This is a genomic window from Streptomyces sp. NPDC111656, from assembly GCF_055656965.1.
Genome location: NZ_JBVKCA010000023.1, coordinates 14,294 through 31,769 on the forward strand (window position 1 = coordinate 14,294; position 17,476 = coordinate 31,769).

Here is a 17,476-nt window from a genome sequence, read left to right on the forward strand (position 1 = left end):
GATCATCCGAGTCCGAGGAGTACGAGGGGGCGGCGAGGGTCGCAGGCGTTGTGACGGAGGCCGGCCGCGATGTTCTTCACTCCGGCCGTTCAGAGGCCTCCGACGGCGAGGTCGCACCAGGTGGCCATCACGCGGGAGGCGTTGCCGGTCCGCAGCTGAGAGGCGTCCTCGGCGAAGGTAGTGTCGCAGACACGGTGCGGTGCACGCGGCCCTGGGGCGAACAGGGCACGACGCGCAGGTCCGAGGAGGGCCGCCAGTTCGACATGAACGGTCGTCCGATCGACTTCGACAGCGACGAGGCCATCGTCGATGCCGTAGAGCGGATCGCGGAGGCCTGCGGCGTGTCCACGGCGCAGATCGCCGTGGCCTGGGTGCTCCACAGCCCCGTGGTCTCGGCCCCGATCGTGGGCGCCACCAAGCCCCACCACCTGGCCGACGCCGTCGCCGCGCTCGACATCCAGCTCACCGGGGACGAGATCGACGCCCCATAACCCGAGGACGTGGGGCTCCGGGTGTCGTCAGCCAGTGGGGGTCTCCTTGGACGCGGACGTCGACCGCGTCCGAACCGGCGTAGGCACCCAGGGCTGCATCGGCCCGAACCGGGGTTGGCCGACCTGCTCAGTCGGCCGTCGGCAGTTCTTGCGCTCGGCACCCCACACCAACCCGAGTAGGCAGGCGCCGCCCCCGGGCCGCGCTCCCGCACTGGCCCGCGCTCCAGGCCAAGGCCTGGTCGAACATTGCCCGCCAACGGAGAGGGTCTCGGTGGCTACATCTGTTCCCACTCGTTCGTCGGCGGGTCATCGGCGCGGCAAAACCTGGTAGGCCGACCGAGCTGATCAACCGCCGCCTCGTCCTACGAGGGGTTCCGTTGCCCTGCCGAACTCAGCCCACAGGAATGCTGGCAGATCTTCATTCGGAACTCGATCTGGTCGATCCGCCCGATCTGAATGTCCGTTTCCCATTTCGAGGGCCAAGCCGCTGCCGTCGGCCTCGACGGCCATCGTGTAGGCGGTGGTTTCATGGAGGGTCCGGCCTGCGCCGCTGGATAGGGTCGGGACGTGGAGCTCAGCAGCAGGCAGTCGGAGGACGCGTTCGCCGGGGAGGCTCGGGGCGAGTTGTCACTCCGTGCGGCCAGGGCATTGTGGTGGGGGTCGGCCGGTCTGGTGCTCGGCGTCCTGGGTACCTCGGTGCTCGTCACCGGCGCCGAGCGGGGCTGGCGACTGCCCGTGGCCGTGGCTCTGGTCCTTGCACAGGTCTGTGCTCTGAGGTGGCTGGCGCGCGCCCCAGTCACCGTACTGGCCGCGAACGCGGCGACAGGGCTTGTGGTGTGGGCGATGCTGCCCGCGGTGACCTTGACGGGGGCGCTGCTCGCGGCGCAGGTCTCGTTGTCCGTGCTGTCGGCCACCAGGCCACGGCGGGCGTCGGTGCGGGCGCTCGCGGCGATGTGCCTGCCGGCGCCGCTGGCCTTCGGGGCGGGTGGCGGCCCGGGGCTGGCGGTCTACCTGCTGACGGTGGGTCTGGCGTGGACGGCCGGGCAGTGGCGCAGGGCGCAGCAGGAACGGACGAGGGCGGAGCTGCGCCGGGCTGTGGTGGAGGAGCGCGCGCGGATCGCACGCGAGGTGCACGACGTCGTGGCGCACACCCTGTCGGTGATGGTCATCCAGGCGGGCGCCGCCGACGACGTGTTCATCCAGCGACCCGAACAGGCCCGTCAGGCGCTGCGGGCCATCGAGACGAGCGCCCGCTCGGCACTCGGTGAATTGCGTCTGGTGCTGCGTGCGTTCCAGCCCGATGCCGGGGAGGACAAGACCGCGGAGCAGCGGGCGCCGGTGCCCTCGCTCGCGCGCCTGGATGAGCTGGCCGATACCGTGCGCGCGACCGGGATGACCGTGTACGTGCACCGCGAGGGCGCCACCGGCGGGCTGCCGGCCGCGGTGGACCTGGCGGCGTACCGGATCGTCCAGGAAGCCCTCACCAACACGCTGCGCCACGCAGCCGGCGCCGACGAGGTGAGTGTGCGCGTGATGGCTGAAGCGGAGTGTGTGGAGGTCATGGTGGTGGACAACGGGCGTGCGCCGCAGGGCCGTTCGGTCGCGGCGGGAGCGGGACGCGGTCTGGTGGGGATGAAGGAGCGCGCACGGCTCGTGGGTGGCAGCCTGCGCGCCGGTCCGCTGCCCGGGGGCGGATTCGAGGTGGCGGCGCGGCTGCCGGTGGAGGGCGCGTGATGACGTTGCGTGTGGTGGTGGCCGACGACCAGGTCCTGGTCCGTACCGGATTCCGTATGATCATCGACGCCCGGGACGACCTCGAGGTGGTCGGTGAGGCGTCGGACGGCCGGGAGGCGGTGCGGCTGACGCGGGAACTGGCGCCCGACGTGGTGCTGATGGACGTACGCATGCCCGTCGTGGACGGCATCGAGGCGACCCGGCAGATCGCGGAGTCGGATCGTGGGGCCCGGGTGCTCGTGCTGACCACCTGGGACGTGGACGCGCACGTCGTCGCCGCCCTGCGGGCCGGGGCGAGTGGTTTCCTGCTGAAGGACATCCGCCCCGCCGAACTCGTCGACGCGATCCGCCTCACCGCGCGCGGCGACGCGCTGCTGGCGCCGACCGTGCTGAGCCGCGTCCTCGACCGGTTTCTGCGCACCACGCCCGACCTGGCGCCGCCGCCCTCCCTGCGGGGCCTCTCCGGCCGCGAGCGGGAGGTGCTCACCCTGATCGGGCAGGCGCTGTCGAACGCGGAGATCGCCGAACGGCTGCGTCTGTCGGAGGCCACCGTCAAGAACCATGTCACCGCGGTGCTGCGCAAACTGGGCCTGCGCGATCGCGTCCAGGCCGTCGTCGCCGCCTACGACCACGGCCTCGTGCAGCCGCGCCGCCCCTGACGGCCTCGCCTCCTCCGCAGAGCCTCCTCCTCAAGGAGGAGGTCGGGCCGCGGTCCTCCTGCGTTCCCAGTGCCAGTCCGTTCTGGTGGCCGATCCGCGGCCGAGGGACCCGGCCATAGCGTCGAGATGTGAATGACGATCTGGCCTGCCTCATGTATCTGCTCGCCTTCGACGACGCGGCCGAAGGCCCCTACGACCGTTCCCGCACCCAGTTGCTGGTGCGTGCCGCCGCCCTGGTCGACCTCGCGTCGCGCGGTCTGCTGGGAGAGAGCAGCGGCAGGGTCACCGTGTCCGGGACGGAGCCGGTCGGCGACCCCGTCCTGGACGGCGTTCTGCGCGACGCCACCGCCGTGCACGGCTGGAAGCAGCTCGTGCGCCGCCACCGCAAGCGGACCCTGACGGAGGTGGAGGACCGGCTCGCCTCGGCGGGACTGCTCACCGTGAAGGCGTCCCGCACCCCCTTCGGCACACGGAGGCTGACCGTGTCGGACCGTGCTGTGCCCGCCGCGCACCGAGCCCGGGTGTCCGCGGCGCTGCACGGGGACGGCCCCGTGCGGGACATCCCCGCCGCCGACGCCGCGCTACTGGCGCTGGCCGCCGCGGGTGGCATCCGCTCGGTTGTGTCACGCCAGGACCAGAAGACGTACCGGGCCCGTATCGACGCCTGCACGGGCTCTCTCGGCGCCTTGGCGCCCGGCCTGGAGAAGGCCGTACGCACTCTGCCGATGACCATGATCGCCGCGCAGGGCGGCATGGGTGGCAGCTGACTGAACGGGGAGAGATGAGTATGCACCGTGTCCTGACCACCCTGAGCTGTGCCCTGACCGCCGTGCTCGCGACGGCCTGGTCCGGCGCGCCATCGACCCAGCTCGCCCGGCCCGGGAATCGGTGCGCAGGTTGGCATTGGACGACAGGAACTGTGAGATCAAGTAGCCGTTCGCGCCGTGCAGTTCGACGCCGTCGAAGCCGGCGTCGACAGCGCGGCGGGCGGCCTCGGCGTACGAGCGAGCATGCTCGGGCACCTCGGAGAGGTCCAGGGCACGCGGGAGAGACGCAGGCCGCGGCCCTGCCGGGGTGAACACCTCGCCGACGGCCGCGACGGCGGACGGTCCGACCGGCTGGAGGCCGGTGGTGTCGGGATGCGAGACCCGGCCGCCGTGCATGATCTGGGCGAAGAGCCGCCCGCCGTTGGCGTGCACGGCGTCGGTGACGGGCCGCCAGGAGGACACCTGCTCGTCGGTGTACAGGCCCGGGGTGCCCGGGTTGGACTGCCCGACCAGGCTGGGCTGCACCCCTCGGTGACGATCAGCCCGGCGCTGGCCCGCTGGGCGTAGTAGGCCGCCATGGACGGGGTGGCGAGACCCCGGGCCGCGGCCCGGACCCGGGTCATCGGGGCCATCACGACCCGGTTGGGCAGCTCCAGACCGCCGAGGCGGAAGCGGTCCAACAGCGTGGTCGTGTTGGTCTGGCCGGTCATGCGGCAACTCCTTCGTACGGGGCGAGGGCCCGGGAACGGCGGGCCCGACAGGTACGCTAGAAGCTGACATCAATGTGAGGTGCAAGTCCTGGGGCGGGGCACCGCCAGGAGGGTGAGATGCGGATCGGCGAACTGGCGGCGCGCAGCGGAGTGAGTGTCCGTTCGCTGCGCTACTACGAAGAGCAAGGACTGCTCGCCAGCACCCGAAGCAGCGGCGGGCAGCGGCACTTCACGCAGGACGACATCGAGCGGGTCGACTTCATCCAGCGCCTGTACGTGGCCGGGCTGTCCAGCCGCACCATCATGGAACTGATGCCGTGCCGCGACGCACCCAGCGACGAGAACTCCGACTCCGCGCTGGAGCGCATGGCCCAGGAACGCGACCGGCTCTCCGCCCACATCGAGGAGCTGCTGCACACCCGCGACTCGCTCGACGGCCTGATGGCCGCGGCCCGGGCCGACCGCGACAGCCGCAAGACCGCCGCGTGAGGAGGCTTTGACGCTCTCGTCAGTCGGGTTCCTGCCGGTGGGATTCGTGGCGGCGGCGCCGGCCGCAAGGGCGCTGAATACAGCGGTGCCGATGGCGCCGCCGACCTGCTGCCTGACATCGACGGCCGCGGAGGCGTCGGTGACGGGATAGCTGTTGTTGGCCAGCGACTTGCCCGAGGAGTGCACGAGCGTCGTACGACGCACCGCAGTCGGCCTGGGACGGGCCGGGCCGGGCCGGCGAGGCAGGATTGACCCGGCCCCGCGTGGACACGGCGGCGGCCACGGATGTGCTGCCTGGCGCACTGGTGTTCCGCCTGATGTCCAGGCACTCAGGCCAGTTCACCGGATGCCGTCAAGCTAATGGCCCTCCGCGAGGACCCGCACGCACTCCTCAACATCGCCATCAGCCCTCTGCCGGATGTAGAGGCTCGGCCTCTCACCAGGCGCCCCGGACCTCTCGACGTTCGGTCCGGAATAGAAACACAGGCCACTGAGTCACAACCAGCCACTTTCGACACAGACAATACGAGGATGGTCCTCCAGCCCGGTCCGGGGTGCAGGCTGTTGTGACGGGACTGGTGTCGGGTACAGACAGGGCGCGGCGCTGGTGGACCATGCGGGCTCACGCGTCGAGATCATCGAACTGGTCGAGAAGAAAGTCGACCGGTGTCCGGCTCGGGACGGCGGATGTGCCGTCGTGGAGAAACTGTTCCGTCCAGATGACCTTGCCGCGGGTCGTGTACCGCGTTCCCCATCGCTGGGCGAACTGCGCCACCAGAAACAGCCCCCGCCCGCCTTCGTCCGTGGTCGCCGCCCGCCGTAGGCGCGGCGAGGTGCCGCTGCCGTCCGACACCTCGCAGGTCAGACAGCGTCCGTGCAACAGCCGCACACTGACCGGCGGCGAGCCGTAACGGATCGCGTTCGTGATCAGCTCGCTGAGGATCAGTTCCGTGGCGAATCCGGTCTCCTCCAGTCCCCACTCCCGCAACGTCTCCCTGCACCGCGCCCGCACAGAGGGAACCGCCGCCGGGTCCGACGGCACGTCCCACTCGGCCACGCGCGAAGGCGGGAATATCCGCGTACGCGCCGCCAGCAGCGCGATGTCGTCGGAGCAGTGTGACGGCTTCAGCGCGTCGATCACCGCCTGACACGTCTCCTCCGGAGTGCGGCGCCCGGAACCGTCCAATGCCCGGCGCAGCCTCTCCATCCCGACGTCGATGTCGTGGGTGCGGTCCTCCACCAGGCCGTCGGTGTACAGCACCAGTTGTGAACCCTCTGGCAAGGAGAGCTCGGCGGTCTCGAAGGGGTAGCCGCCCAGGCCGAGCGGCGTCGAGGCCGGGACGCCAGGACAGGTGACCGTCCCGTCCGGACGCACCAACACCGGTTCCGGGTGTCCCGCACGGGCCATCGTGCAGGCCCCCGCCACCGGGTCGTAGACCGCGTAGAGACAGGTCGCTCCGGTCACCCCCTCCCCCTCGTGGCCCTCCGCGGCACCGCTCGCGTTCTCCTCGTTGTCCATGCTGACAACGAGGTCATCCAGGTTCCCGAGCACCTCGTCAACGGGGAGGTCCAGGGTGGAGAAGTTGTGCACCGCGGTGCGCAGCCGGCCCATCGTCGCCGCCGCGTGCAGCCCGTGACCGACGACGTCACCCATGACCAGGGCCACCCGAGCGCCCGGAAGCGGGATGACGTCGAACCAGTCCCCGCCCACCCCCGCCTCCGCGGGCAGATACCGCCAGGCCACCTCCAGTGCGTCCTGATCCGGATGTGCCCGCGGCAACAGACTGCGCTGCAGCGTCACCGCCATCGCGTGCTCCCGGGTGAACCTCCGAGCATTGTCGATGGCCAGGGCCGCCCGCACGGCCAGTTCCTCCGCGAAGGAGAGATCCTCCGGCTGGAACGCCGGGGAATCCACTGTCCGGTAGAAGTTCACCACGCCCAGCGGCACGTTCCGCGCCTGCAGCGGTACGGTCACCAGCGAACGCAACCCGCACTCCAGGGCCTTCCGGGCCCGCTCCGGATCCTGCTCCCGCCAGCCGTATGCCTGCCGCAGGTCCGCCTCCAGCATGACCCGTCGCTCCTGCAGCGTCCGCATTTGCGGCGTTCGGCGCGAGAACGTGATCACTTCGCCCAACGGATACACCGGGATCATCCGCTGCTCACCGCCGATCGCCGCCCGGCGCAGATGCCGCCAGCCCTCCGCCGTCGGCTCCCACCCCCGCAGTACCGCGTCGAGCAGGTCCACCGTCACCAGGTCGGCGAACTGCGGCGCCGCAACGTCGGCCAGTTCCTGCGCCGTTCGTCCCACGTCCAGCGTCGTGCCAATCCGCACCCCGGCCTCGTAGAGCAGCTTCAGCCGCTCCCGCGCGACCTCGGCCCGCCCCGAGACCGCCGCCAGCTCCGTGGTGTCCCGCAGGGTCACCACGCTGCCTCCCTGGTCGGCCTGGGGGTACGTTGGCCGCTTGTTCACCGCCAGCAATCGGTCCCCTGCGAGATGCACCTGATCGGTGACCGCCTCCGGCGACGACAGCAGACGCGTGATCGGCTCCGGCAGTCCCAGCTCCCGCACCGGGCGCCCCTGCACGTCCGCCGGCAGGTCGAGCAGACGCCTCGTCTCGTCGTTGGCCAACAGCAGTCGTCCGTCGGTGTCAGTGATCAGCACTCCTTCCCGCACCGCGTGCAGGACCGCGTCGTGATGCTCGTACAGCTGCGCCAGATCCGCCGGGGCCAGGCCGTGCGTCTGCCGACGCAGCCGCCGGGCCACCAGCGTCGTTCCCGTCATGGACAGCGCCAGCGCGGCCGCGCCGCTGCCCAGGATGATCGGCAGCTGCGGCAGCCACAGTGCCGCCACGTTCTTGACCGTGATTCCGGCAGAGACCAGGCCGACCACCTTGCCGCCCGAGTCGGTCACCGGGACCACGGCCTGGACGGCCGTCCCTTTGCCCGCGGGCAGAGGCGGCCCGCCGGCCTGCTCGACGACGGTATGGCCCTTCAGCGCCGGTGCGATCGTGCCGACAAACTTCTTCCCGATCTCCCGCGGATAGGGATACGTGTAACGAATCCCCCGCGTGTTCATGGCGACGACGAAGTCCACGCCCGTGCGTTTCCGCACCTCCTCGGCCCGCGGCTGGAGCACCGCCGTCGGATCAGTGCTCCGCAGCGCCTCGGCCGTGCCAGGGGCAGACGCGAACGACTGGGCCGCGACGACCGACTCACGACGCCCCCGTTGCAGCGCGTCACTCGACGTCTGGAGCACCATGGCCGCCACCGCGGCCACGACCAGCAGGACCACGATGACGACCTGGAGAAGGAATACTTGACCGGCCACACTGCGCAGGTCCAGCAGGGAAGCCCGATGTTGCCGCGAGCGTCCGATGAGCGGATGACGTTCCGGGCTCCGAGGCCGCCCAGAAAATACCTCCATACACCCTTGATAACACCGCCGCGGGGAAGCCGACGCCGATCACGTCCGTCGCGCCGCCGCATTAACTGAGTTCGGCACTTCAGGGCGACGGTGGTAGGCCGAGGGAGCACTCCAGGACCGGCGTCATCCGGGTGCGCGAAGAGCGGCCAAGTGCGAGTAGGTGCGAGCAGGCGCTCTACCGCGATCCCCGCCGTCCGGATGCGGACCGTCTTGGCCTCCACCAGGGCCAGGCGGCGGATGTGCAGCAGGATGTTAGGGCCGGAGCAGTCACGGAAGTCGACCCCGGCGAAGTCGAGGTCGAGGCCGTGGACCTACTGGGCCAGTTCTTCACGCAGGGCGTGCCGCAGCGCCTGCACCGTGTCGATGTCGAGTTCATGGACGGCTTCGTCTGCGCCCCCCATCTGGGAAGAAAGCAGATGTTCTTGCATGGGAGCCGCTCCCGGGGCATCCACTGGTCTTTGCCTCCTCCAGGCTCGATCTCCCCCACCTCGCACATCAAGAGATAAATGAAATTATTTTCACCCTTTTGAATACGTGAACGTCGGACGCTCCGCACTGCCTCGCCCATGGGCTCTGATCTCCTCCAGCCAGTGGAGGAACTCGTCGTCGCGTCGGTCGGATGTCTCAAGGACGGAGGGATGCTGCGGATGGGAGCGCAGGCCGGCAGCCACCTCCCCGACGAGGCATGGCGCGTCTATGAGCATGCGCAGGAGGCGTTACCCGATCAGGGCCACCACCACGGCGATCAGTGACCGCTGGTGCCGGGGTCAGCCCAGCCCCGGCAGGCTGCGCAGTTCCGCGATCCGCAAGATCCGCGCGAAGAGCATGAAGAGAAGGACCATGGCGATGCCGCCCGCCGCCAGCGAAAGCACCGGCGTCCAGGAGGCCGATGCCAGGCTCTGGTCGCAGGAGCGGGCGATGAGCCACCCGGCTCCCCCGGCGGCGGTGGCGGCCGTGGTCAGTTTTGCGTAGGTGCGACTGATCCGGCGGCCATCGAGCAGCCCTTCCGTGCGTCGTCGTAGGCGCAAGGCGGTCAACAGCAGGCCGATCGCGTAGGACAGGGCGTAAGCGGCGGCCATCCCCGTCACGGCCCAGTGCGGGGGCAGCAGGAGGCGGCAGGCCGCGGCGAGGGCAATGTTGATGCTGCTGATCCACAACGCCATCCGGAACGGCGTGCGGGTGTCTTCGAACGCGTAGAAGCCGCGCAGCAGGAGGTACTGGGCGGAGAACGGGATCAGTCCCAGACCGAAGGCTTGCAGCATGTGCCCCAGAGGGACGGTGGCGGCCGTGTCGGCGGCTCCCTGGGCGAACAGCAGCTGTGCGATCTGCGGGCCGAAGGCGAGGAAGAAGAAGGCGGCCGGGACGATGATGACGCCGCTGACCCGCAGTGCCCGTGACAGGTCGGCGCGCAGGTCGTCAAGACGGTGCTCGGCCACGGCCCGGCTCATGCGCGGGAGCAGGGCCGTCACGAGGGAGACCGTGACGATCGACTGGGGCAGCATCCAGATCTGCTGGGCGTAGCTGTAGGCGGTGTAGCCGACGCCGTCGCGAGGCAGAGCAGCGTCAGCGGAAGAGGCCAGGCGGGTGACCACGGTGCTCGCCACGAGGTTGGCCAGCACGAACAGCAACGTCCAGCGGGCCGCGTTCACGCTCTTGCGCAGTCCGTTGCCTCGCCAGTCGAAGCGCAGGCGGAACCGGAAGCCGGCCGTGCGGGCGTAGGGGATCAGGGCGAGAGCCTGAAGGGCCAACGCGAGTGTGGTTCCGACCCCGAGCAGCCGGACCTGGGAGTCGGTGATGTCCGAGACCTGTTCGGGAGCGGTGATGAGACCGAGGTAGAGGCCGAACATGGCTATCAGGACGAGATTGTTGAGGACCGGGGTCCACATCATCGCGCCGAACCGATTCCGGGCATTGAGGACTTGACCGAAGATGCTGAACACGCCGTAGAAGAAGATCTGCGGGAGCAGGAAGCGGGCGAAGACCACGGTCAACTCGAACGCGCCGTGCGTGGCGGGTGTGTCGCGCTGGTAGACGCTGATGATCTCAGGGGCGGCCCACGTGGCCACCGCAGTGCCCGCACCGAGGACGCACAGCACCAGGGTGACCAGGCGCTGCTCAAACGCGGCCCCGCCGTCAGCGTCTTCCGCCCGGGCCCGGACCAGCTGGGGAACCAGGACAGAGTTCAGAGCGCCGCCGATCAGCAGGAAGTACAAACTCGTAGGTATCGTGTTGGCCTGGTTGTAGGTAGTGGCCAGCAACCCGGTACCCAGCGCGGCCGCCTGCAGCACCTGCCGTATCAGCCCCGTGGCACGCGAGACGACCGTGCCCGCCGCCATCAGCACGGAAGAACGCAGCAGCCCGCCCCCACCTTTCGGCTTCTTCGGGGCCGCGTGCCTCCGTCTCGTGGACCGCTCTAACCGCTCGGGCGACGTCTCCTCGATCATGCGCACAATCTACGATCAGGTCCTCACCCGCCTGGACTCGCCTCGGAAATCGAGGTCCAGGACAAGCCACCCAGGACGCCGTTGTGGCCAAGTAGCTCTGCGAGTGGCCAACCATCGCTGTGTGACCGTTCGCAATAGTTGGCGGTTCGCCCGTGGAGTCCTCGCAGGTCACGGTACTTCTGTTCGGGCAGGCGGGATCGGTGATGACGCGTCGGCATGCAGGGTCTTCCGCTCGGATCACGAGGCGCCGAGAACTCCATGATCTTGGAAGGGCACGTCATCCGCCTGCGGCGTCCTCGGCCTCCCAGCGCAGCAGGTCGCCCGGCTGGCACTCAAGCACCTCGCAGAGCGCGGCGAGCGTCGCGAAGCGCACCGCCTTGGCGCGGCCGTTCTTGAGTACCGCCAGGTTGGCGGGCGTGATCCCCACGCGGTCCGCGAGCTCGCCCACGGACATCTTCCGCCTGGCCAGCATCACATCGATGTCGACGGCGATCGACATCAGATCACCTCGTCCAACTCGGCCTGCATCTGCGACGCTTCGACGTCGCGCGCGACGGCCTGGGCGAGCAGCATCCGCAGCACGAGCACGAGGAGCGCGACCCCCAGGATGGCCACGCCGACCCCGCCCATGATGAGGGTGACGCCTGGGTCGTCCCGCTGGCCGGGCGCATTGATGCCCGTGACCGCGAACCACACGAGGGCAGCCGCCACGATCGCGCCGATCACGCCGTCCACGTACCGGAAGGCGGCGTGGGAGAACACGGTTCCGCGTCGCACCATCGTCACCAGCCGCCATACGCAGACCACGGCGACCTGGACCGACACCATGCCCAGGATCGTGATCACGCGCAGCGGGGTCAGCGGGAGCGACCCGTCCTCCGGGTCGCTCCCGCTGACCAACACCCACACCATCCCTGCCTGTACGAACACGGTGCCGGCAAGCACCACCACGAGCACGGCGCGCAGCGCACGTACTGTCAGCTTTCCCACGACCCATCCTTCCATCGAGTTGCGATGGGAATCTATCGAATATCGATAGGTAAGACAAGGGTCGGGACGGAGACTGGCAGCCGACTCGGGGCCTTCGCCGACAAGCGCGAGCATCCGCCACCTATCGCGACCGGTCACACCGAACGTCACAACAGCCGGGGGCGACTCTGGTGGATATCTGGAGAGGTCACAGGTCAGGGGGAGGGACACGCGGAGACAGGAGGTGCGGAGCCGTGGATTTACCCATCTGCACGTCGCCTCCGGCTACTCCGCCCGCTACGGCGCCGCCCTCCCCATGTCCTCGTCCAGCGCGCGGCCGAGCACGGTATGACGTCGCTCGCGCTGACCGACCGGGACACCCTCGCGGGGACGGTCCGCTGCGCCGCAGCCGCGGCGGCCGCCGGCATCCGTCCGGCTTTCGGCATCGACGTCGCCGTCGTTCCGCTTGTCTCGCCGGCCCCGGCTGCCCGACGGCCGCGTACGCCTGTACGCGGCGGCGCGCACGTGATGGAGCCGCCGCTGCGGATCACCCTGCTCGCGCAGAACGTGTCGGGGTGGGCGCGGCTGTGCCGTCTGGTCTCCGCCGCGCACGCCGAGGCCGACGGAACTCTGCCGGTCGTGACCTGGCCGGTCCTACGCGGGTACGCCGACCAGGACCTGGTGGTACTGCACGGCCCCTCGTCCGAGCCGATGCGGGCCCTGTCCGCGGGCCGCCCCGACGTCGCCGAGCAGCTGCTCGCGCCGTGGCGGGAGCCGGCTGGTGAGCGGCTGAGCCTGGAGAGCGTGTATCTGGGCCGTCAGGGCACCGGCGCGGTCTCGCTGCGGCTGGCCGCGCGAACCGTGGGCCTGGCCGACCAGCTTGGCGTCGCGCGGTGCTGACGAACTCGGTCCGTTACGCCGACCCCGACCAGCACCGGCTGGCCGATGTCCTCGATGCGGCCCGGCTGCTGCGGCCCGTCGACCGCCGTCACCTGGACGGCAGCGAGCGGTGACTGAAGGACCCGGCCGCCATGGCTGCGGCCGCCGAGCGGATTGCGCAGGCCGTTGGCGACGGCCGTGCTCGGGCCGTGCGCCTGCTGGCCGAGACCGAGACCGCCGGCCAGTCGTGCACCTTCACCCCGGCAGACCCCAGGCTGGGACGGCCGCGATTCCCCGAACCGCCCGTCGTAGGCGCGACGGCGGAGACCGGTTCGGCGATGCGGCTGCTGCGGCAGCGGTGCGAGGCCGGCACGGTTGCGCGCGGCCTGGACACGGACGAGCGCGCCGTTCAGCAACTCCGATACGAGCAGGACGCATCGGACACACGGCCTTCGAGCCGTACTTCATGGCCGTGGCCCAGGTGGTCGCGGAGACCAGGGCGCTCGGGATCCGGGTCGCCGCGCGCGGCTCCGGTACCGCCTCCATGGTCAACCATTCGCTTTTCGTCGCCACGGCCAACCCTCTCGAACACCGGCTCCTCTTCGAGCGCTTCCTCAGCGAGCGGCGTACTTCGCTGCCGGACATCGACCTCGACGTGGAGTCCGAGCGGCGCCTGGAGGTGTATGACGCAATCATCGAGCGGTTCGGCCGGGAGCGAACCGCGGTCACTGGCATGCCCAAGACCTACCGGGCCAGGCACCCCCTCAGGGACACCGGGCTCGCCCTCGGGCTGCCGCCCAGGTCGTCGGCGACGTCGCCAAATCGTTCCCGCACATCCGGGCCCGGGACATCCGCGCCGCCCTGGCCGACCTGCCGGAACTGCGGCAACTCTCCGTGTAGGCAGGGAAGTTCGGGCCACTGTGGGAGCTTGCCGAGGGCCTGGACGCGCTGCCCCGCGGCTACGCCATGCACCCGTGCGGGGTGATCCTTTCGAACGCGTCGCTCCTGGCCCGGCTTCCGGTACAACCGACTCCGGCCGGCTACAGCATGGTGCAGGCCGACAAGGAGGACATCGAGCTCGGGGGCTTCGGGCTGGTCAAGCTCGACGTGTTGGGCGTGCGGATGCAGTCCGCGATGACCCATGCGGTCTCCGAGATCCGCCGCACGACCGGACGTGCGATTGATCTGGACAACCCTGACCACGTCGGCCTCAACGACCAGCAGGCCTTCGAAATGATCCGGGCCTCGGACACCGTCGGTCTCTGCCAGCTCGAAAGCCCTGGCCAGCAGGATCTGGTGGGCCGTCTTCAGCCGCGGCACATGGAGGATGTCGTTGCTGACATCTCGCTCTTCCGGCCCGGCCCCGTGTCCGGGGGCATGCCCGCGCTGTTCATCGCCGCCCGGCACGGCGCCGCCCCGAAGTACCCGCACCCGGACCTGGAGCCGGTACTCAACGACACCTATGGCGTGGTCATCTGGCACGAGCAGATCATCGCGATCCTCGCCCCGATGACCGGCTGCGGCCGGTGAGCACGGCTACGCCAAGGACGTGCTGGACCAGGTGTGGGAGATCGTCTCCTCTTTCGGCGCGTACGGGTTCTGCCACGCGCACGCGGTGGCCTTCGCCGTCCTCGCCCTGCACTCCGCGTACTTGAAGGCGCGCTTCCCGGCGTATCTGTATGCGGGGCTGCTGAAGCACGGTCCGGGGATGTGGCCGCGCCGGGTCATCGTCGCCGATGCCCGCCGCCACGGCGTTGCCGTGCTGCCCGTCGACGTCAGCCACTCCCGCGGGCAGCACGGGGTGGAGGAGACCGGGCGGGACTGGGGGTGCGCCTGGCGTTCTCCACGGTCAAGGGCATCAGTGAGGCGGAGACCGCCCGCCTGGTGGCCGGCCAGCCCTACACCGGCCTGCAGGATATGTGGCAGCGCGCCCGCCCGTCCCTGCCGCTCGCGCAGCGCCTGATCCGTATCGGCGCCCTCGATGCCCTCTCCCCCGGCCTCACCCGGCGGGACCTGCTGCAAGCCACCGAACTGCACCGGCAGTCCCGCAACCGCACCGCCACCGACGGGCAGCTGCCGCTGGGCGGCGAGCTGGTGACCGCGACTCCCAGCGGCCTGCCGGAGATGACCAGCCGCGACAAACTCGGCGCCGGACTCGACGCCCTTTCCATCGACGTGAGCCGGCATCTGATGGAGCACTACCACCGGCTGCTGCGCGAGCTCGGCGTGACCGACGCCGCGCACCTGCCCGGCATGGTGCCCGGACAGAAGGCGCTGGTCGCCGGGGTACGGGCCTCCACGCAGACGCCGCCGGTCCCGTCCGGCAAGCGTGTCATCTTCTGCGCCCTGGAGGACGGCTCCGGCCTGGTCGACATCTCCTTCTTCGAGGACTCCCACGAGCATGTCGCGCACACCGTGTTCCACTCCGGGCTGCTGCTGGTGCGCGGTACCGTCGAGGCGCGCGGCCCGCGCCGCACCGTCGTCGGCGAGTTGGCCTGGAACTTGGACGAGGTGGCCGCCGCCCGCCGCGATCACGGACCGCAGGCCGCCCTCAACCTCCGCACCGGACCGGCCCCCACCCTGGCCCAGCCAGCCACGCCCCAACGCACTCTCGCCGACGGCACGGCCGGGGCTCGGATTCAGGTAGCGGGCACCTCCTTGTCGATCCGGATCAGGACCTTCTTGAACTCCGCGGCCCGGTGCCGGCGGTGCAGGGCAGTGATGACCTCACCCGTGGCGACATCGAACGCGGCGAAGAGCGTGGTCAGGCCGTTGCGCACGTAGTCGTGGGTGCGCCGCTCGGGCATGCCCGGCATTATCGGCAGCACCGGCTGGGACCGGTCCAGGGCCTGGATCTGTGACTTCTCGTCCACCGAGAGCACCACCGCCCCTTCGGGCGGGTTGAAGTACAGGCCCACGACGTCGTAGACCTTCTCCACGAACAACGGGTCCGTCGACAGCTTGAAGGTGTCCGCCAGATGCGGCTTGAGCTGGAACTGCCGCCAGATCCGGCCCACGGTCGACTTCGACAGACCACTGTGCTGCGCCATCGATGTCCGTGACCAGTGGGTGGCGTTCTTCGGGAGCTGTTCCAGCGTGGTGACCACGACCGCTTCCACCTGATCGACGCTGATGGTGGGCGGCCGGCCCGGCCGGGGCTCGTCGGCCAGCCCGTCCAGCCGCTCGGCGAGGAAGCGTCGGCGCCACTTGCGGACGGTGTCCGCGGTCACCCGCAGATCCCGGGCGACCGTGACGATCGGCGGTACCTCCGGGCCCGCGCACGCCAGCACGATCCGAGCGCGCAGGGCCAGGGCCTGGGCCGATGTCGCCCGACGCGTCCACCGTTCCAACACCGCCCGCTCATCCACGGACAGAAGTAACGGTTCCAGCTTCGGGCCCCGGCGAGGAACTGACGCACCAGCAGCAGAAGTCACGCAACTACTAACGATCAACTACTGGCGCAGGACACTAGGAGCAGTCGGGTACGGTGCTTGGGCTACCACAGTTGTTGGGCCGGTTACGGGAGATGGGACCGGCGTCCCGCGTCACCGTGCCGCTGGCTTTGAAGACGCCGCCACCGTCTGCTCCCGTTCCCAGCGCCCGGTTGTTGGTAACCGGGCTACGGGTGAGAGCCACCGAGCCGGAGCCCGTATTGAAGATGCCGCCACCGCGGGAGTTCGTGCCGTTGGTGGTGTTGCCGGCGACGGGACTGCTGGTGAGCTGCACCGTGCCGCTAGTGTTAAAGATGCCGCCGCCCTGCGCATTTGCACCGGTGGTGGTGTTGCCAACGACCTCGCTTCTCTTCAGCGACATGGTTCCGGCTTGCGCGATGCCGCCACCCTGCGCATTGTTACCGGTGACGTCGTTGCCGGTGACCCGGGTGCCGGTCAACGTCACCTTCGTGCCGACGGCGGCGGCGATCCCGCCAGCCAGGATGGTTGCGTGGTTGCCGGTGATCCTGCTTCTGTCGAAGGTCGCCGTGCCGGAACCTCCGAATGGGTTGACGAACACGGCCCCGCCAGCACTCGCCTTGTTGTTGTGGAGCGTGCTCCTGTTGACGCTCACCGCGCCATGCTCATTGTCGATGGCCCCACCATACGAGTCGGCCGTGTTGGTGGTGAGGCTGGAGTTGTTCAGCGTCAGTGCGGAACCGGCGCCATTGAGCCAGATCGCACCGCCCCGGCCGTTGCCAAGGCCAGTGGACGCGTGACCGTTGCTGAGGGTCAGGGTGTTGAGAGTGAGGTTTCCATTGGGGCCGCCGATTTCGAAGAAACGGAAATTCGCCGCGGTTGCGGCTCGGGTGATGATGTCGCCGCATCCGTTGATCGTAACGCTATTCTTGATGACCGGCAGTCCGTTATCGCCGTTGGGCGGTACGGTGTCGGTGAGGGTGTAGGTGCAGCCGGGCCTGAGGTTGACCGTGCCGCCCACTGTGGCGACAGCGCCGATCGCGGCTTGCAGGTCGCTCTCGCTGCAGCTGGTCACGTTCATGATCGGCGCCCGGCTGGTGGCAATAGTGGTTCTGCTTGCCTCGGCGGAGGGAGTGCCGAGCCCTGGGTTGGTAGGCGCCGTAGCCGACTGCGACACGCCGAGTAGGTCCGGATCCGGGTTGGCAGGTTGTGCGGTAGCGGGCAGCGTAACGACGTCAAAAGCGGCGATGGTGAGTCCCATGAGAATGGGGGCGATACGAGAGATGCTCTGACGCATCGGGGCTCCTTCGGGCGGATCGCGAGTGTCGTTCCCGTAAGTGGTACCGGAACACCGGCAGAAATGATTCATGTCGGATCAATCGGCGGGAAGGTAACACGCCCAGCTGCGATCACAATTCAACCGAGAGGCCCTCACCTGAATAGCCGCCAGTGACACACCGCACGCGCATTCACGGCGGCAGCAAATTCCATACCGACACC

11 protein-coding genes and 3 pseudogenes are annotated in these 17,476 nt (G+C 69.5%); 7 read left to right on the forward strand and 7 right to left on the reverse strand.

What is annotated here, in order from left to right; translation table 11 throughout:
• Nucleotides 1-194 precede the first annotated feature (194 nt).
• The 4 genes from ACZ7M3_RS43065 (at nt 195) to ACZ7M3_RS43080 (ending at nt 3,651) form a co-directional block, all read left to right on the forward strand.
• Nucleotides 195-491, forward strand: coding sequence for an aldo/keto reductase (locus tag ACZ7M3_RS43065; RefSeq protein ID WP_472071092.1), 297 nt, complete (start codon nt 195-197; stop codon nt 489-491).
• A 567-nt stretch (nt 492-1,058) separates the two neighbouring features.
• Nucleotides 1,059-2,225 carry a sensor histidine kinase gene (locus ACZ7M3_RS43070; RefSeq protein WP_472071094.1) on the forward strand — a complete coding sequence of 389 codons (1,167 nt, stop codon included), beginning with the start codon at nt 1,059-1,061 and terminating at the stop codon, nt 2,223-2,225.
• Entirely contained in the window at nt 2,225-2,884 is a 660-nt protein-coding gene (locus ACZ7M3_RS43075) for a response regulator (RefSeq protein WP_472071096.1), read from the forward strand. Before ACZ7M3_RS43070 ends, ACZ7M3_RS43075 begins: the two co-directional genes overlap by 1 nt.
• 128 nt (nt 2,885-3,012) lie before the next feature.
• Nucleotides 3,013-3,651, forward strand: coding sequence for a GOLPH3/VPS74 family protein (locus tag ACZ7M3_RS43080; protein WP_472071098.1), 639 nt, complete (start codon nt 3,013-3,015; stop codon nt 3,649-3,651).
• 135 nt (nt 3,652-3,786) lie between these two features.
• On the opposite strand, the pseudogene ACZ7M3_RS43085 reads toward ACZ7M3_RS43080, so the two are convergent.
• Nucleotides 3,787-4,361 (reverse strand): annotated as a pseudogene (locus ACZ7M3_RS43085) (oxidoreductase); the annotation flags it as partial.
• Between the two features lie 117 nt (nt 4,362-4,478).
• On the opposite strand from ACZ7M3_RS43085, the gene ACZ7M3_RS43090 reads away from it, so the two are divergent.
• Entirely contained in the window at nt 4,479-4,850 is a 372-nt protein-coding gene (locus tag ACZ7M3_RS43090) for a MerR family transcriptional regulator (RefSeq protein ID WP_472071100.1), read from the forward strand.
• 622 nt (nt 4,851-5,472) lie between these two features.
• On the opposite strand, the gene ACZ7M3_RS43095 is transcribed toward ACZ7M3_RS43090, so the two are convergent.
• Complete coding sequence (locus ACZ7M3_RS43095) at nt 5,473-8,274, reverse strand: SpoIIE family protein phosphatase (RefSeq protein ID WP_472071102.1); 2,802 nt, start codon at nt 8,272-8,274, stop codon at nt 5,473-5,475.
• Nucleotides 8,275-8,864: 590 nt separating this feature from the next.
• On the opposite strand from ACZ7M3_RS43095, the gene ACZ7M3_RS43100 reads away from it, so the two are divergent.
• On the forward strand, nt 8,865-9,026 hold the full coding sequence (locus ACZ7M3_RS43100; RefSeq protein WP_472071104.1) for a hypothetical protein: 162 nt from the start codon (nt 8,865-8,867) through the stop codon (nt 9,024-9,026).
• A 15-nt stretch (nt 9,027-9,041) separates the two neighbouring features.
• Here ACZ7M3_RS43100 and murJ read toward each other — a convergent pair whose 3' ends face one another.
• From murJ to ACZ7M3_RS43115, 3 genes are all read right to left on the reverse strand, one after another.
• Nucleotides 9,042-10,610: a murein biosynthesis integral membrane protein MurJ gene (gene murJ, locus ACZ7M3_RS43105; RefSeq protein ID WP_472071264.1), complete on the reverse strand. Its 1,569-nt coding sequence runs from the start codon at nt 10,608-10,610 to the stop codon at nt 9,042-9,044.
• Nucleotides 10,611-10,995: 385 nt separating this feature from the next.
• Nucleotides 10,996-11,217 carry a helix-turn-helix domain-containing protein gene (locus ACZ7M3_RS43110; protein ID WP_472071106.1) on the reverse strand — a complete coding sequence of 74 codons (222 nt, stop codon included), beginning with the start codon at nt 11,215-11,217 and terminating at the stop codon, nt 10,996-10,998.
• Nucleotides 11,217-11,708 carry a DUF2975 domain-containing protein gene (locus ACZ7M3_RS43115; protein WP_472071108.1) on the reverse strand — a complete coding sequence of 164 codons (492 nt, stop codon included), beginning with the start codon at nt 11,706-11,708 and terminating at the stop codon, nt 11,217-11,219. Before ACZ7M3_RS43115 ends, ACZ7M3_RS43110 begins: the two co-directional genes overlap by 1 nt.
• A 223-nt stretch (nt 11,709-11,931) precedes the next feature.
• Between ACZ7M3_RS43115 and ACZ7M3_RS43120 the strand changes: the two are divergent.
• A pseudogene (locus ACZ7M3_RS43120) lies at nt 11,932-15,206 on the forward strand (PHP domain-containing protein); the annotation flags it as partial.
• Between the two features lie 5 nt (nt 15,207-15,211).
• On the opposite strand, the pseudogene ACZ7M3_RS43125 reads toward ACZ7M3_RS43120, so the two are convergent.
• Both ACZ7M3_RS43125 and ACZ7M3_RS43130 read right to left on the reverse strand, forming a co-directional pair.
• Nucleotides 15,212-15,955, reverse strand: a pseudogene (locus tag ACZ7M3_RS43125) (IS630 family transposase); the annotation flags it as partial.
• Nucleotides 15,956-16,034: 79 nt separating this feature from the next.
• Entirely contained in the window at nt 16,035-17,273 is a 1,239-nt protein-coding gene (locus ACZ7M3_RS43130) for a hypothetical protein (protein WP_472071110.1), read from the reverse strand.
• Nucleotides 17,274-17,476: the final 203 nt, after the last annotated feature.